This window comes from Phenylobacterium sp. T106, from assembly GCF_057219735.1.
This window is the reverse complement of the sequence record NZ_JBXVWA010000001.1, coordinates 19,121-39,840: the sequence shown is the minus strand read 5'-3', so window position 1 is coordinate 39,840 and position 20,720 is coordinate 19,121. Positions and strand designations below refer to the sequence as shown.

Below are 20,720 nucleotides of genomic sequence, written 5' to 3'. Positions count from 1 at the left end.
CCCATCGAGATCCGCCTCGCCCTGGCGCACGAGCTGCCCGAACTCCCGAGGATCGAGCTCTCCGCCGCCCAGAAGTTCGTCGGCCAGGACATCCCGCCCGAGCTCCTCACCACCGTCGCGCCGGCCGACGCCTATCGGCCGCACCTGAACGCCGGCACGCTGTGGGTCGTGGACCGCGACGGCGCGCCGGTCGCCTTCCTCGCCGCCCGCGTCGAGGGCGCGCGCCTGCACGTGGACGAACTCGACGTGCGTCAGGACCAGCAGGGCCAGGGGCTCGGCCGCCGCCTCCTCGCCCACGCCGCCCAGTGGGCCCGGAGCCGAGGCCTCACGGCCATGAGCCTCACGACCTTCCGCAACATCCCCTGGAACGCGCCCTTCTACGCCTCGGCGGGCTTCCGCGAATGGCCCGAGGCCGAGGCGCCGGCGACCGTCCGCCAGGCGCTGGCCAACGAACGCGCCCGCGGCCTCAAGGACCGCTGCGCCATGGTGATGGACCTCTGAAGCGCGCAGATCACCCGGACGAGCCGGGTGGTGACGAGAGCGGTTCCGCCGTCACCGCATCGGCGGCGCGTACATCAGGCCCGGCTTCGGCGCCGTCCAAAGGGCGTTCAGCCCGCGGTCGAGCTGCAGCGGCGAATCCGCGCCCAGGTCGCGGCGGAACACCTCGTGGTAGGCGCCCACCTGCCGGATCACCTGGAAGGCCCAGTCCGGCTTCAACCCCAGCAGCGGCCCGAGTTCGCCCTCCAGGCCCAGCAGCCGGCGCGTCTCGGGATCCGTGGCCGTCTCGCGCGTCTGCTCGACCGTCTGCGAGGTGAGCCCCAGTTCCTCGGCCATGACCATGGCGTGGAAGGTCCAGCGCACGATCTCGCCCCACACCGGGTCGTCGCGGCGCACGACAGGACCCAGGGGCTCCTTCGAGATCACGTCCGGAAGGATCACGTGGGCGCCCGGGTTGTTCATCAGCGAGCGCGCGGCCGCGAGCGCCGAGACGTCCGCCGTGAAGACGTCGCAGGCCTCGCTCTGGTAGCGGGTCCGCGCCTCCTCCTCCGAGGCCACGATCACCGGCTTGTACGCCATCCCCCGGACGCGGAAGTAGTCCGCCATGTTGTCGGCGCTGGCCGAGCCGGCCTGCACGCAGATCCGCGCGCCGCCCAGCTCCTCGGCGCTGGTCAGCCCCAGCGTCCTGGGGGCCAGGAAGCCCTGCCCGTCGTAGTAGGTGGTCACCGGGAAGCTGAGGCCCAGGCCGGCCGCGCGGGCGAAGGTCTGCGACGTGTTCCGCGACAGGACGTCGATCTGTCCCCGCTGCAGCGCGCCGAAGCGGTCCGCGCCCGGGATGGCGGTGTAGCGGACCTTGGCCGCGTCCCCCAGCGTGGCCGCCGCCACCGCGCGGCACAGGTCCACGTCGAACCCGCGCCACAGGCCGCGGGCGTCCTTGAGAGCGAAGCCGGGCAGCCCCTCGTGGACGCCGCAGGCCACGTAGCCGCGGCGGCGCACGGCCTCCAGGGTCGGGCTTGCGGCGGCGGTATAGCCCGGCTGCACCGGCGCGGCCTTCACGGGCGCAGGCGGCGGGGCCGCCTTCTCCGCGGGCTTCGGCGGACTGCAGCCCGCCGCCAGCGCCGCGAGCAACGCAACCGCCGAGAGGCGCCGGATCATTCCTGCTCCTTGAAACGAGGATGAGCTTGGGGCTCTAACTGGTCGGCCACTTTCGCCAGCGCCGCTTGGACCCGCAACCCCGCATGTCGGACGAGACCCGCCTGATCCGCGCCGGCAAGCTCGACGGTCCCCTCGCCCGCACCGTTGGCCCGCCGATCCAGAAGGGCTCAACGGTGCTGCTGCCCAACGCGGCGGCCCTGTACGACGACGCCCGCAACGTCACCTACGGCCGCGCCGGCCTGTCCGCCCAGGCCGCCCTCTGCGCGGCGCTGGCCGAGATGGAGGGCGGCGAGGCGGTGGCGCTCTACCCGTCCGGCATGGCGGCGATCGCGGGGGCCCTGCTGGCGGTGCTCAAGGCCGGCGACGCCGTGCTCGTCACCGACAACTGCTACAAGCCCATCCGGCGCTTCTGCGACGCCATGCTGGGCCGCTACGGGGTCGACATCGCCTACTTCGACCCGACCACGCCGCCCGAGGCGCTGGTCGGCGGGGCGGCGCCCAACGTGCGGCTGATCCTTCTCGAGAGCCCGGGCTCGCTGTCGTTCGAGATGCAGGACGCGCCCCGCATCGCCGAACTCGCCCGCGCCCGCGGCATCCTCACCGCCATCGACAACACCTGGGGCGCCGGCCTGCTCTTCAAGCCGCTGGAGCATGGGGTCGACCTCTCGCTGCAGGCGCTGACCAAGTACGTGGGCGGCCACTCGGACGTGTTCATGGGCTCGGCCGCGGTGCGCGACGCGGGTCTCGCCCGCCGGCTGGCCGACGGCGTGACGCACCTGGGCTGGGCCGTTCCGGGCGAGGACGCCTACGCCATGCTGCGCGGCCTGCGCACCCTGCCCACCCGGATGGAGAAGCACGGCCGCAGCGGGCTCGCGGTGGCCGCCTGGCTGCGGGACCAGCCCGAGGTGGCGGCGATGTACCACCCGGCCCTGCCCGGCTGCGAGGGCCACGACCTGTGGGCCCGCGACTACGCCGGCGCCTGCGGCCTGTTCGGCTTCGCGCTGAAACCCGCACCGCGCGCGGCGGTCGACGCCTTCCTGGATGCTCTGAAGCTCTTCGGGCTCGGCTTCTCGTGGGGCGGCTTCGAGAGCCTCGCCATCGCCTGCGACCCCCAGCTGAAGGTGCGCACGCTGTCGCGCGACTACGGCGGCCCGCTCATGCGCCTCCACGTGGGGCTAGAGAATCCCGGCGACCTGATGGCCGACCTGCGCGCGGGACTCGACGCCTACGCCGCCGCAGCGGGCTGACCCGGGAACTTACCGCCCTCCCCGATGCTTGCCCCCGGCGAGCAGACGGAGAGCCCCATGACCAGCACCGACCACGGCTTCGAAGAGGCCGCCCGCGGCGTCGCCGAGCACGAGCGCGAGATCCAGCAACGCATCGACTCGGGCGAGGAGCGCTCGTTCCAGCCGTCCGGCGAAGACGACGACAAGCCGCCGCAGACGGGCGCGCGCGACTATCCGGTCCCGCCGCTGCCGAAGAAGCACCTCGAGAAGCCCGGCCTGGAAGCCGACCTCGAGCTGAAGCCGATGTACGACGCGCCCTTCTACAAGGGTTCCGGCAAGCTGGAGGGCAAGGTCGCCCTGATCACCGGCGCCGATTCGGGGATCGGCCGCGCGGTGGCGGTCCTCTTCGCGCGCGAGGGCGCCGACGTGGCCATCGCCTATCTCGAGGAGGAGGCGGACGCCGAGGAGACCAAGGCTGCGGTCGAGGCCGAGGGCCGCCGGGCCATCCTTCTGCCGGGCGACGTCGCCGATCCCGCCTATGCCGAGGACGCGGTCGCCAAGACCGTCGAGGCCCTGGGCGGGCTGGACATCCTCGTCAACAACGCCGCGTTCCAGGAGCACGCCGAGTCCATCGAGGACATCACCTTCGACCACTTCGACCGCACGCTGAAGACCAACCTCTACGGCTACTTCAACATGGCCAAGGCCGCCGCGCCCCACCTCAAGGAAGGCGCTTCGATCATCAACACCGGCTCGGTCACCGGCATCGAGGGCTCCAAGGGCCTGCTCGACTACTCCATGACCAAGGGCGGCATCCACGCCTTCACCCGCTCGCTGGCCGGCTCGCTCATCAAGCAGGGCGTGCGCGTGAACTGCGTCGCGCCGGGCCCGGTCTGGACCCCGCTGAACCCGGCCGACCGCCGGGGCGACGATCTGGCGAAGTTCGGGTCGCAGACGCCCATGAAACGCCCCGCCCAGCCCGAGGAGATCGCGCCCGCCTACGTCTTCCTGGCCTCCCCGCAGACGGCCAGCTACATCACGGGCGAGATTCTGCCGATCATCGGGGGATACTAGCCGAAAGAGCGGGGGCGCTTGGACGACTGGCTGGCTGAATTCATGGCGCAGGAGCGCCTGCCGGAGACCTTCCGCGACACCTTCGACGAGATCTGTTGGCCGCTCGCCGACCGCGCGCAGGACTGGCGCAACGACTTCGGCCGGACGGTCGTCGTGGGTCTCTGCGGGGCGCAGGGCTCGGGCAAGTCGACCATCGCCGCGATCACCGCCCGCCTGCTGGCCGAGCGGGGCCTGCACGCCGCCTGCCTGTCGATCGACGACTTCTACCTCGGCCGTGAGGCCCGCGGCTGGCTTGCGGGGCAGGTCCACCGCCTGCTCCAGGTGCGCGGTCCGCCCGGCACGCACGACGTGGCCCTGGCCTGCGCCGTCCTGGACCAGCTGCGCCAGCGCATCACCACGCGCCTGCCGGTGTTCGACAAGGCGACCGACGAGCGGCTGCCCACCACCCGGTGGCGCGAGTTCGAGGGCCCGGCCGACGTGGTGATCCTGGAAGGCTGGTGCGTGGGCGCGGTCCCCGAGCCGGCCGTCCGGCTGATGACGCCGGTAAACACGCTCGAACGCCGGGACGACCCCACCGGCGCATGGCGCGCCTGGATCAACCGCCAGCTCGCCGAGTCCTACGGGGCGCTCTTCGGCCGCCTGGACCGCCTGGTGCTCCTCCAGGCGCCCGGCTTCGAGGTCGTCCGCGGCTGGCGCACAGAGCAGGAGGCCAAGCTGCGCGCCCGGACCGGCGCGGGCATGAGCGACGCCCAGGTGGGCCAGTTCGTCCAACACTACGAGCGGCTGACGCGCTGGATCCTCGACGAGATGCCCACCCGCGCCGACTGGACGGTGCTGCTCAAGCCCGACCGGTCGCCGGTCCCGCTGACGCTGAAATGAGAGCCTCGCGCTCGGCGTCGGTGAGCCGCCGCCAGCGCCCCTCGGGCAGCTCGCCCAGCCGCAGGGGCCCGATGCGCACCCGCTGCAGGTCCATCACGCGCAGGCCCACCAGCTCGCACATGCGCCGGATCTGCCGGTTGCGACCCTCCTTCAGGACAAACCGCAGCGTCTGGCCCTGGACGACGCTAACCTTGGCGGGCTTCAGCCTGCGGCCGTCCAGCTCCAGCCCGTGGCGCAGCCGCGCCAGCTTCCGCTCGTCGATCGCCCCGGCCACGCGGACCACGTATTCCTTGTCCAGCTCCGACTGCGGCCCGATCACCGCCTTGGCCAGCACCCCGTCGTCCGACAGGATCAGCAGGCCCCGGCTGTCCAAGTCCAGCCGGCCCAGCGGCGGCAGGCTGGCGCGGGGATCGGGCGCCTCGCCCTCGCCCACCAGCGCCGCCTTCGTGAGCAGCCGCGCCGCGGGCGTGTAGCCGGGCTCGGGCTGGCCCGAGACGTAGCCCACGGGCTTGTTCAGCACCGCCGTGAACCCGGCCCGCGCCGCTCCGTCCCGGTCGGCCAGCGTCAGGGTCTGTCCCGGCAGGATCTTGCGGCCGGGATCGTCCACCCGCTCGCCGTCGATGGTCACCAGCCCGTCGGCGATCAGGCCCTCGGCCTCGCGCCGCGAGCAGACGCCGCTCTGCGCGAGCCACCTGTTCACCCGCTGCGGCTCGGCCTCGTCGTAGGTGCGGCTCCAGGGCATGGCGCTTGTTGAGGGTCCTCGCGCCCGGGGTCAATACGCGGCCCCGCGCCCCTGGCGCGCCCGGCAGGACTCGAACCTGCAACCGTCCGCTTAGAAGGCGGATGCTCTATCCGGTTGAGCTACGGGCGCGAACTTCGCCGGGACCAGCGGGCGTCAGTGGGTCCAGGGGATGCGTCTGTTGAAGGCGAAGTTGTCGGCGTAGGCCTTGATGATGCGCTTGGCCGGCGGCGGCTCGATGAGCTGGAAGGCGATCCCGTGGGCCTCGGCGTAGCGCACCGCCTCCTCCCGCGTGTCGAAGGTCAGCCGCACCTGGCTCGATTCCGTGTCGCTCGTGACGGTCCAGCCCATCAGCGGGTCCGGACGACGGGCGGCCTTCGGCTCGAACTCGAGAACCCAGTCGACGGCCTTGCCGCGGCCGGACTGCATGGCGTTCTTGGACGGACGGTAGATGCGCGCGAGCATGCTGGTCTTCTGAAGCCTTCAATGTCCCGCCGGCTGGTCGGGGCGGCGTGATTCGAACACGCGACCCTCTGCTCCCAAAGCAGATGCGCTACCAGGCTGCGCTACGCCCCGAGGGCGCCGGCGGGCTCGGGATATAGGCGTTTCCACCTTTCCGCAACGCGAGCGCGCCCCTACCCCCGCCGGTCCATCAGCTTGAAGATCCCCGAGGCGCGCAGGATGTCCACGCCGCGGGCGCGCAGCCAGCCCTCGGCGAAGGCCACGTCCTTGGTGGCGCGGGTCATCCGCGCCTCGCCGATCACCCAGTCGCCCTGCCGCGCCATGTGCAGGTAGTCGAGCGACAGGTGGATCGTGACCCCCACCTTCTGCGTGCCGTGCCCCACCGCCGACGCCAGCAGCCCGTCGGTGAAGGCCGAGAGCATCCCGCCGTGCACCAGGCCGATGCCGTTCGTGTGGCGGGGGAGCGCATAGAACGCGTGGCTCACCAGCCCGTCCTGCGGCGGCTTGTGGAAGTAGGGCCCGTTCAGCGTCGAGAACTGGCCGCGGCCCTGCGACGGGAGGAAGCCCGGCGGCGGATCGGGGATCAGCTCATCCACGGGGCAGCGCCCTGTGCAGCACGCGGTCGCCCGGCAGCAGCCCGATCTGCGCCGCCCGCCCGCCGGCCAGCTCCAGCACGTACTTGGCCGGCCCGGCCGAGGGCGCCCCGCTCTCGTCCAGCGGCTGGACGTTGCGGCTGATCGACACCACGCGGCCGTTCGCGCCGATATAGACGATGTCCAGCGGGATGAGCGTGTTGCGCATCCAGAACACCCGCGGCGCGGGCGCCGGGAACACGAACAGCATGCCGCGATCCGACGCCAGCTTGCGCCGGCACATCAGTCCGAACTGATGCTCGCGGGGCGTGTCGGCCACTTCCACCTGGAAGGTGGCGACGCCACGGTCCGTGCGGACCGACAGCGGTTCGAACGGCTTGATCTCCGGCTGTCCGCGGCAGGACTTGGGGTCCATCCGCGGGATGTCCTGCGCCGCGGCCGGGGCCAGCGCGGCGGCCTGGGCCGCGAGCGCCAGGGCCAGCGCGCCGAGGCTGCGCCGGGCGAACGATACTGGGGACAAGGACGCGAACTCCGAAGCGGTCTTCAATCCAGGTTAGACGCCTCGATCTCGGCGACGACAAGGCCCTTCGGCCCCTCGGCGAACCGCACCATGACGCTCTCGCCGGGCTGCAGGTCCTCCATGCCGGCGCGGCGCAGGGTCTCGATGTGCACGAAGATGTCCCCGGGCTGGCTGTCGCGCACCACGAAGCCGTAGCCCTTGGCGCGGTTGAACCACTTCACCTTGGCCTCTTCGAGCGGCCCGGTGGCGGCCAGCGGGCGGCGCGGCGGCCGCGCCGAAAGGCCCTCGGGACGGCCGCGGCCGAAGTCCGGCCGGCGCTCCATGGGCGTGGCCGAACTCTCGTCCACCAGCACAACCTCGGCCACCTGCCAGCCCTTGGCCCGGCGCACGACGTCGCAGGTGATGAGACTCCCCTCCAGGCAGCTCTCGCGGCCGGAGCTGCGCAGGCTGGTGACGTGCAGCAGCACGTCCTTCAGATCGGTCTGGCTGGGATCGTCGGGCACGATGAAGCCGTACCCCTTCCCCGCATCGAACCACTTCACTCGCCCGGAGATGCGCACCGGCGGCGGCGCATCCACCTGCTCAAATTCGAAACCCGCCATTCGCCCCTCGGCCCGCTACTCCCCCGATATTTTCAGGGCCATACTATAACACTGTTCTCGCTGGAGGTCGGAGCGTCAATGGTCTTTCGCGGCCCTGTGGGGGCCGCAGGAAGCGAGAATCCTGAAAACGGGGAAATTCGCGTGGCAGTCCCTAGGGGAGTCGAACCCCTCTTTTCAGGTTGAAAACCTGACGTCCTAACCGATAGACGAAGGGACCGCGTGCGCGAGGCGGGCTCTATAGCGGCCTTCGATTTGGGGCGCAAGCGGCCGAATTCAAGCCGCAGGAATGCTCAGCAGGCGCGCGGATCGGCGACGTCCTCGATCTCCAGTTCGACCCCTTCGCGGCCGTTCCAGTCGTCGGGTTTCAGCCGCCCGGCCACGTGGATCGCGCCGCCCTCCTGCAGCAGCCGGCGGCCGGCCGGCGTGTCTTCCGACCGCCACGCCACGGCCTTCAGCCGCCCGCCGGAGCCGTCCGTCAGCGTCACGCGCACATGCCCGCCGCGCAGCGCCATGGGCCGCTCGATCCGCATGTCCGCGCCCGCGAAGGTCGGCTCGGGATTGCCCGGTCCGAACGGCGCCAGCCGCTGGAAATCCGACCACAGGCCGCGGTCGGCGCCGCGCGCGGTCACCAGCGCGTCGATCTCCAGCGCGTCCTCGGCCGCCGCGACCTGCGCCTCCTGCGCCAGCCGCTCGCAGAGGAAGTCCCGCAGCTCGGGCAGCATGGCGGGCCGCACCGCCAGGCCGGCCGCCATCGCGTGCCCGCCCCCCGACAGCAGCAGCCCGGCCTCGTACGCCGCCTGGACCGCCCGGCCCAAGTTCACACCCGGCTGCGAGCGGCCTGAACCCTTGCCCACGTCCGCGGCGCGGTCGATGCCGATGACCATCACCGGCTTGCGGTAGCGTTCGCGCAGGCGGCCGGCGACGATGCCGATCACGCCGGGGTGCCAGCCGTCCTGCGCCACCAAGAGGCACGGCGCGTCGGCCTGGTTCGACTCGCGCTCGATCTGGCGCACGGCGGCCTCCTGGACCTCCGCCTCCACCTGCTTGCGCGAGGCGTTCAGCGCGTCCAGTTCCTCGGCCAGAGCCGCCGCCTCCTCGGCGTCGTCGGTGGCCAGCAGCCGCGCGCCCAGGTCCGACCGCCCGATCCGGCCGCCGGCGTTGATCCGGGGGCCCAGCAGGAAGCCCGCGTGGAACACCGAAGCCGGCCCCTGCGCCTTCGCTACGGCCATCAGCGCCTTCAGGCCGGGATTCGCCCAGCCGGACATCACCTTCAACCCCTGCGCCGCCAGCGCCCGGTTGAAGCCGGTGAGCTGCGTCACGTCGCAGACCGCCCCCATGGCCGCCAGGTCCAGCCACGGCCGGATGTCGGGCTCGGGGCCCAGGCCGCGCTTCCGCGCCTCGCGGTTCAGCGCCGCCAGCAGCACGAAGGCCACCCCCGCCGCCGCCAGGTGCCCCTGGCCCGAGGCGCAGTCCGGCCGGTTCGGGTTCACCAGCGCGGCCACCGGGGGGATCTCGCCCGGGCGCATCAGGTGGTGGTCGATCACCACCACGGGCAAACCGATCTCGGCGGCGCAGGCCAGGGCGTCGTGCGCTGCGGCCCCGCAGTCCACGGTGATCACCAGGTCGGCCCCGCCGTCCTTCAGGCTCCGGAACGCGGCCGGCGACGGCCCGTAGCCCTCGGTGATCCGGTCGGGGACGTAGATCGACAGCTCCAGCCCCATGGCGCGGAACCAGCGCACGATCAGCGCCGACGACGAGGCGCCGTCCACGTCGTAGTCGGCGAACACCACGATGCGTCGCCGCGCCTCCAGCGCGTCCACCAGGATCTCGGCGGCCCGGTCCATGTCGGCGAAGCTTGAGGGATCGGGGAACAGCGCCTTGAGCGTCGGCGCGAGGTAGTCGGCGCAGGCGGCCTCGTCCACGCCGCGCGCGGCGATCGCGCGGGCCAGTGGCTCCGAAAGGCCGTGGTTGAGCTGGTGGCTGCGGGTGAGCTGCGGGCACGCCGCGCGCTGCCGCCACAGCCGCCCCGAAAGCGAGCGGGTGACGCCAAGATAGCCCAGGTTCGCGCTTCCGTCCGCCATGCCGCTCCCGTCTCCGTCGGCGGCACTATCCGCCCTGCCCCGACGAGTCGCCAGCGCGAAGCCTCGCCCCGACCTACGCCAATTCCGGACGTAGCCGCCTGAAGCTGACCACGGGACCGGATAAGCCTTGGACTGTCAGCGCTGCTTCTTTGCTCTTCCCCGTCATCCCCCGGCCCGTCCGGGGGATCCACTGGGCTCTGCCTCGCCGGATCGAGCGCACATGAAAAGCCCCGGCGCACAGCCCAGTGGGTGGCCCGGACAAGCCGGGCCATGACGCGGCGATTTGCGGGCCGCCCTACGCCGACCGCTTCATGCGCACTTCGCGCACCGTGTGGCTCGCGGAGTTCATCACCAGGGTGTGGGTGTGGACGAAGCCGCCCGACATCCGCACGCCATCCAGCAGCGCGCCCTTGGTCACGCCGGTGGCGGCGAAGATCGCGTCGGCGCGGACCATCTCGTGCAGGTCGTACTTCTTGTCGAGGTCGGTGATCCCCACCCGCGCGGCGCGGGCGCCTTCGCCGCGGACGGGAGCCGGTCACGCCGAGCTGCGCCAATCGAGCTCTTCGGGCTCGATCTCGAGGGCCGCCTGCGGCGGGTCCGGCAGGGTGCGCCAGCGCGCGAGCGCGTCGGGCGCGAAGCGGAGGCCGAGGGCGAGGCGCGCCACATGGTCGTCCACCGGTTCGTCGCCGAAATCGGGCTTGAGGCAGTCCTGGGCGACGGCCTGCTCGATGTCGCGCCGATGCCAGGCAAACGTCTGGACGGCAAGGTCCCCGTCCTCGGTTTCGTCAGCCTCGATGTCGAGCCGCTCGGCCTCATCCCAGGCCAGGCGCAGGAGCGCCGTGCGCAGCTCTCCGATGCGCCGCGCGACGGCCGCGCCGCCGGGCTTGGGCCGGGGCGTGTCCGACTGAACCTTGGCGGCGGCCGCCAGGTCGCGCTTCAGCCGCGCCTTCAGAGCCAGGGTCTGGCGGTAGGACCGGGCGGCGCGCTGGTAGCTGCGCGCCAGCCGGTTGGCCTCGTCCGGGTCCTCGGCGGCCTGCGCCCGGCGCGCGAAGTCCCGCGCCAGCGCCAGGTCATGCCGCGCCAGCTCGGCGAGGCCCTGCGCCTCCTCCTCGGTGATGTCGAGCGCGTCCAGCATATCGACGGGGAGCATGGCGGCGCGGCCCGACAGATTCGGACGTAGGTCGGCGGACGGGTCTATCGCATACGCATCTTGGGCAAATCCCGGGGGTGTCCGGTTCGCGGCCCTCGGCCAACGACTGGGTGCGACCCGTAAGGGACCTTGCCTCCCCCGTCGCGGCAGCGACGGCGGGAGGGGGACCGCTCGCCGAGGCGCAGCCGAAGAGCGAGGGGTGGAGGGGGCGAGCCGCTGGCATTGCGGAACGATCGGCTTTGTTGAGCTCGGCGGATGAGGCCCGCCCCCTCCACCACCCGCTCTCCAGCCGGCTCGCGCCGGCTTCGGCGGGCGGTCCCCCTCCCGCCGCTTCGCGGGGGAGGTAAGGTATCCACCCTTAGCGGCCCGCTGGAGGGTCCTACGCCGGCCGCTTCATGCGCACTTCGCGCACCGTGTGGCTCGCGGAGTTCATCACCAGGGTGTGGGTGTGGACGAAGCCGCCCGACATCCGCACGCCATCCAGCAGCGCGCCCTTGGTCACGCCGGTGGCGGCGAAGATCGCGTCGGCGCGGACCATCTCGTGCAGGTCGTACTTCTTGTCGAGGTCGGTGATCCCCACCCGCGCGGCGCGGGCGCGCTCGTCGGCGTTGCGGAACACGAGCCGGCCCTGGAACTGGCCGCCCACGCACTTCAGGGCCGCGCAGGCCAGTACGCCCTCGGGCGCGCCGCCCGAACCCACGTAGAGGTCGACGCCCGTCTCCGGATCGGCGGTGTTGATCACGCCCGCGACGTCGCCGTCGGTGATCAGGTGCACCCGCGCGCCCACCGAGCGCACCGAGGCGATGATGTCGGCGTGCCGCGGCCGGTCGAGGATGCAGACGGTGATCTCGCTGGGCTCCACGCCCTTGGCCTTGGCGAGCGCCTGCACGTTCTCGGCCGGGCTCCTGTCCAGGTCGATCACGCCGGCCGGATAGCCGGGCCCGCAGGCGATCTTGTCCATGTAGGTGTCGGGGGCGTTCAGCAGGGTGCCCTTCGGCGCCCAGGCCATCACCGCCAGCGCGTTGGCCATCGCCTTGGCGGTGAGCGTCGTGCCCTCCAGCGGGTCCAGGGCGATGTCGATCTTCGCGCCCTTCCCCTTGCCCACCTTCTCGCCGATGTAGAGCATCGGCGCCTCGTCGCGCTCGCCCTCGCCGATCACGATCTCGCCGTCGATGTCGAGGTCGTTCAGCGCGGTGCGCATGGCGTCCACCGCGGCCTGGTCGGCGGCCTTCTCGTCGCCGCGGCCCGCCATCTTCCACGCCGCGATGGCGGCGGCTTCGCACACACGGACGGCGTCCATGATCAGGTTGCGGTCCAGCACGTTCGAACTCATGTCGTTTCCAGCCCCTGCGGCAAACTCTGTGGGCGAGTCTTGGACGCGCCTTTGACCCTAGATGCGAGCGATCCGCAACAATCTTGGGCGGTCCAGCACCGCCGGCAGCTCCGCGATCCGTTCCACTGCCGCCGTCAGCACCGACTCGGCCACCGCATGCGTGGTCAGGACGATCGGCACGCCCTCGGCGCCCTCGGCCGGCTTCTGCAGGAAGCTCTCGATCGAGACGCCCGCCTCGGCGAGGGTTTCCGACACCGCCGCGATCACGCCGGGCTCGTCCTTCACCAGGAAGCGCAGGTAGGCGCGGCCCATCATCTTCGAGGGGTCGACGGGGTCGAACGGCGCCAGGGTCTCGGCGGGCCCGGCGAACACCGGGCGGCGCGCGCCGGCCAGGACGTCGGCGATGTCGGCGGCGACCGCCGCGGCCGTCGGCCCGGCGCCCGCGCCGGGGCCCTGCAGGAAGATGCGCCCGGTCCGCTCGCCCTCGATGAACAGCGCGTTGAGCGCCCCGCCGGCCCGCGCCAGGGGATGGTCCAGCGGCGCCAGCGTCGGGTGCACCCGCACCAGCGCGCCGTGGATCGAGCGCTCGGCCGAGGCCACCAGCTTGATCCGGTAGCCCAGGTCCCTGGCCATGCGGATGTCCAGCAGGGCCACCTGCTCGATGCCCTCGATCTCGGCCGCCGCGAAGTTGGGCGCGCAGCCGAACGCCAGCGCGGCCAGGATGGTGATCTTGTGGGCGGCGTCGAACCCGCCCACGTCCATGGTGGGATCCGCCTCGGCGTAGCCCAGCCGCTGGGCCTCGGCGAGCACGTCCTCGAACGAGCGGCCCGTGGCCTCCATCTCGGTCAGGATGTAGTTGCACGTGCCGTTGAGGATGCCCGAGATCGAGTGGATCTCGTCGCCCACCAGCGCCTCGCGCACCACCTTCACGGCCGGGACCCCGCCCATCACCGCCGCCTCGAACAGCAGCGGAACGCCCCTGGCCTCGGCCAGCGCCGCCAGTTCGGCCCCGTGCTCGGCGATCAGCGCCTTGTTGGCCGTCACCACGGGCTTGCCCGCGTTGAGCGCCGCTTCCACCGCCGCCTTCGCCGGCCCGTCCGAGCCGCCGATCAGCTCGACGAAGATGTCCGTTTCGTCGGACTGGGCCAGGGCCACCGGGTCGTCGAACCAGGGGACGGCCGAGATGTCGACAGGCCGCGGCCGCGAGCGCGAGCGCGCCGAGACGCCGCTGACGTAGAACAGCCCGCCGGCCGGCGCATACGCCGGGTTCTCGCGCAGGAGCTCCAGCAGGCCCGCGCCCACGGTGCCCAGGCCCGCCAGGCCGATCCCCCAGGGGTGCCTTTCCATCTCGCCTATCCTCTTGCGCCTGCGCCGGCCCGGGGGGTCACTGGGCCGCGAGCGCGTTGTGCGCGCGGCCCAGGATATCGTCGGCGTTGGCGATGAACTTCTTCACGTTGCGCGCCGCCTGCCGGATGCGGTGCTCGTTCTCCACCAGGCCGATGCGCACATAGCCCTCGCCGTACTCGCCGAAGGCGATGCCCGGCGCCACGGCCACGCCCGCCTCCTCGATCAGCAGCTTGGAGAACAGCATCGAGCCGGCCTCCTCGTACTGCGGCGGCAGCTTGGCCCAGGCGAACATCGAGGCCGGCGGCGCGGGAATGTCCCAGCCCGCGCGGCGCATCGACTCCACCAGGGTGTCGCGGCGGCTCTTGTAGATGGCGCGGATCTCGTCGATGCAGTCGGTCGGCCCGTTCAGCGCCGCCGCGGCCGCCACCTGGATCGGCGTATAGGCGCCGTAGTCGAGGTAGCTCTTCACCCGCGCCAGCGCCGCGCACATGCGCTCGTTGCCCACCACCATGCCGACGCGCCAGCCGGCCATGGCGAACGTCTTGGAGAGCGAGTTCACCTCGACGGCGATGTCCTTGGCGCCCTCCACCTGCAGCAGGGACGGCGGCGGGTTGTCGTCGAAGTAGATCTCGGAATAGGCGATGTCGCTCAGCACGAGCAGGTCGTGCTTGCGGGCCAGCGCCACCACCTCCTTGTAGAAGTCGAGGTCCACCCACTGGGCCGTGGGGTTCGACGGATAGCTCACGATCAGGACGCTGGGCGGCGGGGCCGAGTGCTTCACCGCCCGGCTGATGCCCGAGAGGTACTCCTCGGGACTGCCCGCGGGCACGTGCCGGATCACCCCGCCCGCCATGATGAAGCCGTAGGCGTGGATCGGATAGGCCGGGTTCGGGCAGATGATCACGTCGCCGGGCGCGGTCAGCGCCTGGGCCAGGTTCGCGAAGCCCTCCTTGGAGCCCAGCGTCGAGATCACCTCCCGCTCGGGATCCAGCTTCACCCCGAAGCGGCGGGCGTAGTAGCCGGCCATGGCCTTGCGCAGGCCGGCGATGCCCTTCGAGGCCGAATAGCGCCCGGCCTTGGGGTCGCGCGCGGTCTCGACCAGCTTGTCGACGATGTGCTTCGGCGTCGGCATGTCGGGGTTGCCCATGCCGAAGTCGATGATGTCCACGCCCTGGCCGCGCAGGCGGGCCTTGATGCGGTTGACCTCCTCGAAGACGTAGGGCGGGAGGCGGCGGATACGGTGAAATTCGGGTGTCATGTTCCAGGCTCTTGCGCCGCCACACGCCCGGGCGGCCGATTGCGAGCGGAAAGTCGGGGCTTCGATAGACTCCGGGCGGGAGTCCGCCAAGCCGGTTCGGGCTTTTTTTGCCTCCGTCGCCGGCCGCCCGCTCCGATCGGTGGTCCCGGTCGGACGAAGCGGCCTAACGCGGCGGAGGCGGGGTAGCTCGCTCGCGCAGCTCCCGGGCGAAGGCCTCGGCGTCCTCGGGCCGGGGGGGATCGATCTGCGGTCCGGCGTCGCTGCGGGCCCGCTCGGCGAAGGCGTCGGTGCCCTGGAGGGTCCAGGTCGACGGCTCGGTCGCCGCCACCAGCTGCTCTCCGGCTGCCAGCACGCCCTGGGCGTTGCGGCCGTACTGCGCCGCGGGGCGCAGGTCCGTGGGCGGCTTGGGGATCCCCGCGAAGGTCGGGAACCGGGCGTCCTGCCGCGTCATCCGCGCCACGTCGGCGGCGATCGGCGAGCTCGGATCGATCTTGGCGTCGACGAACGGATTGCCGATGCAGCCGCTCAGCAGCACGCTCGCGCCGGCGGCCAGGACCCCGACGGACATCCTGCGGGTTGTCGAAAAAGGCAGGCGCGGCGCACTCATTTGCGGCAAGGTCATAAGCGATCATTGTTGCAGGCGAAAGAGCGCGCCTCGAGACGCGCGCGCCAATCGGAAGGGACGACGCGATGAGCGAGCAGACCTCGGCTCCGCCCAAGGCGAAGAAGGCCGGCTCGAAGAAGGCGGCGAAGGCCGGCAAGGGCAAGGGCGCCGCGCAGGCCGCGGCCGAGGCCAAGACCTTCACCCAGGCCGCCGAGATCGCGGCCGAGACGGCTGCGGCCGACGCCCGGGCGTCCGCCAAGCCCGCGCCGGCCGCCGAATCGCCGGCGGCGGCGGCCTTCGATCCCGCCGCCTTCACCGCGGACCAGCGCGCGCAGATCGAGCAGCTCTCGATGAACCTGGCCCGGGCCGCCCTCGCCGCCCAGGGCGCGATCGCCGAGATGGCCCTGCGCCAGGCCGACCGTCCCGCGGCGCTGTCGCCCGACCCGTTCCACGTGGCGCCGGCGCTCACCCAGGTGATGACCCGCCTCGCCGCCCAGCCCGACCGCATGATGCGGGCGCAGGCCGACCTCTTCTCGCGCTACCTCGACCTCTGGCAGTCCAGCGCCCGGCGCGCCTCCGGCGACACGCCCGAGCCCGTCGTCACCCCCGCCAAGGGGGACAAGCGCTTCGCCGACCCCGACTGGAGCGAGAACCCCGTCTTCGACGCCATCAAGCAGTCCTACCTGCTCACCGCCAACTGGCTGAACGGCCTCGTCGCCGAGGTGGACGGCGTCGATCCGCTCGAGAAGCGCCGCGTCGAGTTCTTCATGAAGATGCTCACCGACGCCTTCTCGCCGTCGAACTTCCTGGCGTCCAATCCCACGGCGCTGAAGGAGGTGATGGCCACCAAGGGCGAGAGCCTGGTGCGCGGGATGCAGAACTTCCAGGCCGACCTGCAGCGCGGCGGCGGCCAGCTCGCCATCGCCCAGACCGACTACGACATGTTCAAGATCGGCGAGAACGTGGCCACCGCGCCCGGCAAGGCGATCTTCCGCAACGAAATCATCGAGCTGCTGCAGTTTTCTCCGTCCACCGAGCAGGTGCACGAGATCCCGCTGCTGATCTTCCCGCCGTGGATCAACAAGTTCTACATCATGGACCTGCGGCCCGAGAACTCGCTGATCCGCTGGCTGGTGAGCCAGGGGATCACCGTCTTCGTGGCCTCGTGGGTGAACCCCGACAGCCGGCTCGCCACCAAGACCTTCGAAGACTACATGCGCGAGGGCATCTACGAGGGCGTCGCCGCCACCCTGAAGCAGGCCGGCGTCGACCACGTGAACACCGTCGGCTACTGCATTGGCGGCACTCTGCTTTCCGCCACGCTGGCGCACATGGCGGCCAAGGGCGACAAGTCCATCGGCTCGGCCACCTTCTTCGCCGCCCAGCAGGACTTCTCCGAGGCGGGCGACCTGCTGCTCTTCACCAACGAGGACTGGCTCAAGGACCTCGAGGCGAAGATGGACGAGGGTGGCGGCGTCCTCTCGGGCCAGACCATGGCCGACACCTTCAACGCGCTGCGCGGCAACGACCTGATCTGGTCGTTCTTCGTGAACAACTACCTGCTCGGGAAGGAGCCCAAGCCGTTCGACCTGCTGTTCTGGAACTCCGACCAGACGCGGATGCCGAAGACCCTGCACACCTTCTACCTGCGCAAGTTCTACGGCGAGAACGCCATGGCCAAGGGCGAGCTCGTCCTGGACGGCGTGAAGATCGACCTCGGCCAGGTCAAGGTGCCGGTCTACGTGCAGTCCTCGAAGGAGGATCACATCGCCCCGGCCCGCTCGGTCTACAAGGGTGCGAAGCTGTTCGGCGGCCCCACCACCTTCACCATGGCCGGCTCGGGCCACATCGCGGGCGTGATCAACGCCCCGGTCGCCAGGAAGTACCAGCACTGGACCAACGCGGAGCTCCCCGCCTCGCTCGAGGCGTGGCAGGCCGGCGCCGTCGAGCATCCCGGCTCCTGGTGGCCGCACTGGGCCGAGTGGCTGAAGGCCCGCTCGGGCGGCCTGGTCCCCGCCCGCGACCCGGCCAAGGGGCCCCTGCCCCCGATCTGCGACGCACCCGGCGAGTACGTGAAGGTCAAGAGCTGAGGCATGCGGCGGCTCGTCCTTGCCGCCCTCGCGGCCGCGTGCCTCGCCGCGCCGGCCGGGGCCCAGGAGCGCCGCCCTGAGCTCGACGGACTCAGCCAGGGCGCGATGAACGCCCAGGCCCAGGCCCGCTACCGCATCGCCGACCGCGAGCTGAACGCCGTCTACCGCAAGCTCCTCGCCGCCGCCTCGTCCAATGGGCAGGCCCGCCTGCGCGCGGCCCAGCGCGCCTGGATCCGCTTCCGCGACCTCGACTGCGAGGCCCGCGCCGGCGCCCGCGGAGGCTCGTTCCACCCCGCCGCGCGCCTGCTCTGCCTGGAAGGCGCCACCGACCAGCGCACGGCCACGCTCAAGGCCGAGCTCGATTGCGAGGAAGGCGACATGGCCTGCGGCGGCGTCCGCAGCGACGAGTAGCGGATCCTATCCGCCGGGGTGCAGGCCCGGCGCTTCCTGGCCCGTGCGGGCGACGTACTCCGTGTAGCCGCCCCCGTACTGGTGGACGCCCTGCGGCGTCAGCTCCAGCACGCGGTTCGACAGCGCCCCCAGGAAGTGGCGGTCGTGCGAGACGAACAGCATGGTGCCCTCGAACGACTCCAGGGCCTGGACCAGCATCTCCTTGGTGGCCATGTCGAGGTGGTTGGTCGGCTCGTCCAGGACCAGCAGGTTGGGCGGGTCGAACAGCATCTTGGCCATGATCAGCCGCGCCTTCTCGCCGCCCGACAGCACGCGGCACGGCTTCTCGACATCGTCGCCCGAGAAGCCGAAGCACCCGGCCAGGGTGCGCAGAACGCCCTGTCCGGCGTGCGGGAACGCGCTGTCCAGCGACTCGAAGATCGTCTCCTCGCCGTCCAGCAGGTCCATGGCGTGCTGGGCGAAGTAGCCCATCTTCACGCTGGCCCCGATGTTGACCGTCCCCTGGTCGGGCGCGGCGGCGCCCGCCACCAGCTTCAGCAGCGTCGACTTGCCGGCCCCGTTCGCGCCCAGCACGCACCAGCGCTCGCGGCGGCGCACGAGGAAGTCCAGCCCCTCGTAGATCCGCTGTTCGCCATAGCCCTTGTGCACGCCCCGCAGGCTGATCACGTCCTCGCCCGAGCGGGGCGGGCTGCGGAACTCGAACTGGACCGACTGGCGGCGGCGCGGCGCCTCCACGCGCTCGATCTTGTCCAGCTTCTTGACCCGGCTCTGCACCTGGGCGGCGTGGCTGGCGCGCGCCTTGAACCGCTCGATGAACTTGATCTCCTTGGCCAGCATGGCCTGCTGGCGCTCGTATTGCGCCTGGCGCTGCTGTTCGCTGAGCGCGCGCTGCTGGTCGTAGAAGTCGAGGTCGCCCGAGTAGGTGATGAGATCGCCGCCGTCGATCTCCACGACCTTGCCGATGATCCGATTCATGAAGGCGCGGTCGTGCGACGTCATCAGCAGCGCGCCGTCGTAGCTCTTGAGGAAGGCCTCCAGCCAGATCAGGCTTTCCAGGTCCAGGTGGTTGCTGGGTTCGTCCAGTAGCATCGCGTCGGGCCGCATCAGCAGGATGCGGGCCAGCGCCACGCGCATTTTCCATCCGCCCGACAGCAGGCCGACGTCGCCGTCCATGCGCGTCTGGCTGAAGCTGAGGCCCGCCAGCACCTCGCGGGCGCGCGCCTCCAGCGCATAGCCGTCCAGCTCCTGGAAGCGCTCCTGCACCTCGCCGTACCGCGCGATGGTCTCGTCCAGCCGGTCGGCCTGGTCCGGATCGACCATGGCCGCCTCCAGGGCGGACATCTCGGCGGCCAGGGCGCTGATCGGGCCCACGCCGTCCATGACCGCCTCGACCGCGGTCTGGCCCGACATCTCGCCGACGTCCTGGCTGAAGTAGCCGATGGTCATCCCCGGATCGATCACCACCAGGCCGTCGTCGGGCTGCTCCTGGCCGGTGATCATGCGGAACAGCGTCGTCTTGCCGGCGCCGTTCGGGCCGACGAGCCCGACCTTCTCGCCCTTCTGGACGCCCATCGAGGCTTCGATGAACAGGATCTGGTGGCCGTTCTGCTTGGAGATGTTGTCGAGGCGGATCATGGGCGCCTGCTAGCGCGGCGGCGGGCACAAAGCCACCCTCGCCCCCGGGGCCGATCGCCGCTCCGGCCACGAGTTCCACCTTACTAAGGTTTAATGCAAGCTACCTTGCACCACTCACTACCTTGCCGTACCTCATGGCTCAGCAAGGAGGCGCGGACGTGCCGGACGCCATCGAAATCCAGCTGAAGAAGGGCGCGCTCGAACTCTGCGTTCTGGCCCTTCTGCATCAGCACGACAGCTACGCCTACGAGATCGCCAGCCGCCTCGCCGACGCCATCGGCATGGGGGAAGGCACCATCTATCCCCTGATGCGCCGCCTGCAGTCGGACGGGCTCGTCGAGACCTACCTCGTCGAGAGCTCCGCCGGGCCGCCGCGCAAGTACTACCGGCTCAGCGAGGCCGGGAAGACCAGCTTCAACAGCCAGAAGGACGCCTGGACCTCGTTCTCCGGCGCCGTGGACCAGATCGTCTTTGGAGGGGCGAAGGCATGACACGCCAGGCTTTCCTGGCCCGGCTGCGCGAAGGCCTGCGAGGCCTGCCGCCGCAAACCGTGGCCGATATCGTGGCCGACTACGAGGCCCACTTCGCCGACGGCGAGGCCGCCGGACGCACCGAGGCTGAGGTGGCCGCGGCCCTGGGCGACCCCGACCGGCTGGCCCGCGAGATCCGCGCCGAGAGCACGCTGAACCGCTGGCGCGACGAGCGCAGCCCGTCGTCGGCGGCCGCGGCGGTGTTCGCCGTGCTGGGCTTGGGCGCGATCGACATCCTGATCCTGCTGCCCATCCTGATGGGCGTGGCCGGCGCCATCATCGGCATCTTCATCGCCGTGATCGTCTGCTTCTTCGCCGGCGCGTTCGTCTTCGCCGCAGGGCCCTTCCTGGATCCGCCCGGCGGACCGGCGACGGCGATCCTGGCCGGCCTCGGCGTCATGGCGGGCTCGGCCTCGGGCGGCGCCCTGATGACCATCATCTCGATCGGCCTGATGAACGCCCTCGTCTGGTACGGGCGGCTCCACTACCGGCTCCTGAAGCCGGCTCTCGAACCGCAAGCCTGAGGAGCCTCC

The 20,720-nt window shown here is 71.4% G+C and carries 21 protein-coding genes, 3 tRNA genes and 1 pseudogene; 8 read left to right on the top strand and 17 right to left on the bottom strand.

Annotated elements, in window-relative coordinates; translation table 11 throughout:
* Positions 1-3 precede the first annotated feature (3 nt).
* Entirely contained in the window at positions 4-501 is a 498-nt protein-coding gene (locus tag AC2D8W_RS00215) for a GNAT family N-acetyltransferase (protein WP_484670533.1), read from the top strand.
* A gap of 51 nt (positions 502-552) precedes the next feature.
* On the opposite strand, the gene AC2D8W_RS00210 is transcribed toward AC2D8W_RS00215, so the two are convergent.
* Positions 553-1,653, bottom strand: a complete 1,101-nt coding sequence (locus tag AC2D8W_RS00210) for an amino acid ABC transporter substrate-binding protein (RefSeq protein WP_484669835.1) — start codon at positions 1,651-1,653, stop codon at positions 553-555.
* An 83-nt stretch (positions 1,654-1,736) separates the two neighbouring features.
* Here AC2D8W_RS00210 and metC point away from each other — a divergent pair, with 83 nt between their 5' ends.
* From metC to AC2D8W_RS00195, 3 genes are read left to right on the top strand one after another with little or no spacing between them, the layout of a single operon-like run.
* Positions 1,737-2,900: a cystathionine beta-lyase gene (metC, locus tag AC2D8W_RS00205; protein ID WP_484669834.1), complete on the top strand. Its 1,164-nt coding sequence runs from the start codon at positions 1,737-1,739 to the stop codon at positions 2,898-2,900.
* 57 nt (positions 2,901-2,957) lie between these two features.
* Positions 2,958-3,953, top strand: a complete 996-nt coding sequence (locus tag AC2D8W_RS00200; RefSeq protein WP_484669833.1) for an SDR family oxidoreductase — start codon at positions 2,958-2,960, stop codon at positions 3,951-3,953.
* A gap of 18 nt (positions 3,954-3,971) precedes the next feature.
* Entirely contained in the window at positions 3,972-4,832 is an 861-nt protein-coding gene (locus tag AC2D8W_RS00195; RefSeq protein ID WP_484669832.1) for a kinase, read from the top strand.
* Here the strand turns inward: AC2D8W_RS00195 and AC2D8W_RS00190 are convergent.
* The 15 genes and pseudogenes from AC2D8W_RS00190 to AC2D8W_RS00120 all read right to left on the bottom strand — a co-directional run bounded on the left by AC2D8W_RS00190 (position 4,792) and on the right by AC2D8W_RS00120 (position 15,485).
* Positions 4,792-5,574 (bottom strand): pseudouridine synthase, encoded by a 783-nt coding sequence (locus AC2D8W_RS00190; RefSeq protein WP_484669831.1) that lies wholly within the window; start codon positions 5,572-5,574, stop codon positions 4,792-4,794. The two genes, AC2D8W_RS00195 and AC2D8W_RS00190, sit on opposite strands and share 41 nt — an antisense overlap.
* 52 nt (positions 5,575-5,626) lie before the next feature.
* Positions 5,627-5,703 (bottom strand) — tRNA-Arg (locus AC2D8W_RS00185).
* Positions 5,704-5,727: 24 nt separating this feature from the next.
* Positions 5,728-6,036: an ETC complex I subunit gene (locus tag AC2D8W_RS00180; RefSeq protein ID WP_484669830.1), complete on the bottom strand. Its 309-nt coding sequence runs from the start codon at positions 6,034-6,036 to the stop codon at positions 5,728-5,730.
* A gap of 34 nt (positions 6,037-6,070) precedes the next feature.
* A tRNA-Pro gene (locus AC2D8W_RS00175) sits at positions 6,071-6,147 on the bottom strand.
* Positions 6,148-6,206: 59 nt separating this feature from the next.
* Positions 6,207-6,629, bottom strand: a complete 423-nt coding sequence (locus AC2D8W_RS00170) for a PaaI family thioesterase (protein ID WP_484669829.1) — start codon at positions 6,627-6,629, stop codon at positions 6,207-6,209.
* Positions 6,622-7,146 (bottom strand): DUF192 domain-containing protein, encoded by a 525-nt coding sequence (locus AC2D8W_RS00165; protein ID WP_484669828.1) that lies wholly within the window; start codon positions 7,144-7,146, stop codon positions 6,622-6,624. Before AC2D8W_RS00165 ends, AC2D8W_RS00170 begins: the two co-directional genes overlap by 8 nt.
* A 23-nt stretch (positions 7,147-7,169) precedes the next feature.
* The gene (locus AC2D8W_RS00160) at positions 7,170-7,748 is read right to left on the bottom strand and encodes a cold-shock protein (RefSeq protein WP_484669827.1); all 579 of its coding nucleotides are present in this window, start codon (positions 7,746-7,748) and stop codon (positions 7,170-7,172) included.
* A gap of 142 nt (positions 7,749-7,890) precedes the next feature.
* Positions 7,891-7,965: transfer RNA gene (locus AC2D8W_RS00155), tRNA-Glu, on the bottom strand.
* 73 nt (positions 7,966-8,038) lie between these two features.
* Positions 8,039-9,829 carry a single-stranded-DNA-specific exonuclease RecJ gene (gene recJ / locus AC2D8W_RS00150; RefSeq protein ID WP_484669826.1) on the bottom strand — a complete coding sequence of 597 codons (1,791 nt, stop codon included), beginning with the start codon at positions 9,827-9,829 and terminating at the stop codon, positions 8,039-8,041.
* A gap of 295 nt (positions 9,830-10,124) precedes the next feature.
* Positions 10,125-10,346, bottom strand: a pseudogene (locus tag AC2D8W_RS00145) (fructose-bisphosphatase class II); the annotation flags it as partial.
* Between the two features lie 18 nt (positions 10,347-10,364).
* Complete coding sequence (locus tag AC2D8W_RS00140) at positions 10,365-10,979, bottom strand: hypothetical protein (protein WP_484669825.1); 615 nt, start codon at positions 10,977-10,979, stop codon at positions 10,365-10,367.
* 379 nt (positions 10,980-11,358) lie between these two features.
* Entirely contained in the window at positions 11,359-12,312 is a 954-nt protein-coding gene (gene glpX / locus AC2D8W_RS00135; RefSeq protein ID WP_484669824.1) for a class II fructose-bisphosphatase, read from the bottom strand.
* A 57-nt stretch (positions 12,313-12,369) separates the two neighbouring features.
* Complete coding sequence (locus tag AC2D8W_RS00130; protein ID WP_484669823.1) at positions 12,370-13,659, bottom strand: homoserine dehydrogenase; 1,290 nt, start codon at positions 13,657-13,659, stop codon at positions 12,370-12,372.
* A 37-nt stretch (positions 13,660-13,696) separates the two neighbouring features.
* Positions 13,697-14,917 (bottom strand): LL-diaminopimelate aminotransferase, encoded by a 1,221-nt coding sequence (locus AC2D8W_RS00125; protein ID WP_484669822.1) that lies wholly within the window; start codon positions 14,915-14,917, stop codon positions 13,697-13,699.
* Between the two features lie 163 nt (positions 14,918-15,080).
* The gene (locus tag AC2D8W_RS00120) at positions 15,081-15,485 is read right to left on the bottom strand and encodes a hypothetical protein (RefSeq protein ID WP_484669821.1); all 405 of its coding nucleotides are present in this window, start codon (positions 15,483-15,485) and stop codon (positions 15,081-15,083) included.
* A 122-nt stretch (positions 15,486-15,607) separates the two neighbouring features.
* Between AC2D8W_RS00120 and phaC the strand changes: the two genes are divergently transcribed.
* Together phaC and AC2D8W_RS00110 are read left to right on the top strand one after the other, a co-directional pair.
* Entirely contained in the window at positions 15,608-17,611 is a 2,004-nt protein-coding gene (gene phaC, locus AC2D8W_RS00115) for a class I poly(R)-hydroxyalkanoic acid synthase (protein WP_484669820.1), read from the top strand.
* Positions 17,612-17,614: 3 nt separating this feature from the next.
* On the top strand, positions 17,615-18,022 hold the full coding sequence (locus AC2D8W_RS00110) for a lysozyme inhibitor LprI family protein (protein WP_484669819.1): 408 nt from the start codon (positions 17,615-17,617) through the stop codon (positions 18,020-18,022).
* 6 nt (positions 18,023-18,028) lie between these two features.
* Here AC2D8W_RS00110 and AC2D8W_RS00105 read toward each other — a convergent pair whose 3' ends face one another.
* The gene (locus AC2D8W_RS00105) at positions 18,029-19,657 is read right to left on the bottom strand and encodes an ABC-F family ATP-binding cassette domain-containing protein (protein WP_484669818.1); all 1,629 of its coding nucleotides are present in this window, start codon (positions 19,655-19,657) and stop codon (positions 18,029-18,031) included.
* Positions 19,658-19,815: 158 nt separating this feature from the next.
* Between AC2D8W_RS00105 and AC2D8W_RS00100 the strand changes: the two genes are divergently transcribed.
* Both AC2D8W_RS00100 and AC2D8W_RS00095 read left to right on the top strand, forming a co-directional pair.
* Positions 19,816-20,148: a PadR family transcriptional regulator gene (locus AC2D8W_RS00100; protein ID WP_484669817.1), complete on the top strand. Its 333-nt coding sequence runs from the start codon at positions 19,816-19,818 to the stop codon at positions 20,146-20,148.
* The gene (locus AC2D8W_RS00095; protein ID WP_484669816.1) at positions 20,145-20,711 is read left to right on the top strand and encodes a DUF1700 domain-containing protein; all 567 of its coding nucleotides are present in this window, start codon (positions 20,145-20,147) and stop codon (positions 20,709-20,711) included. Before AC2D8W_RS00100 ends, AC2D8W_RS00095 begins: the two co-directional genes overlap by 4 nt.
* Positions 20,712-20,720 lie beyond the last annotated feature (9 nt).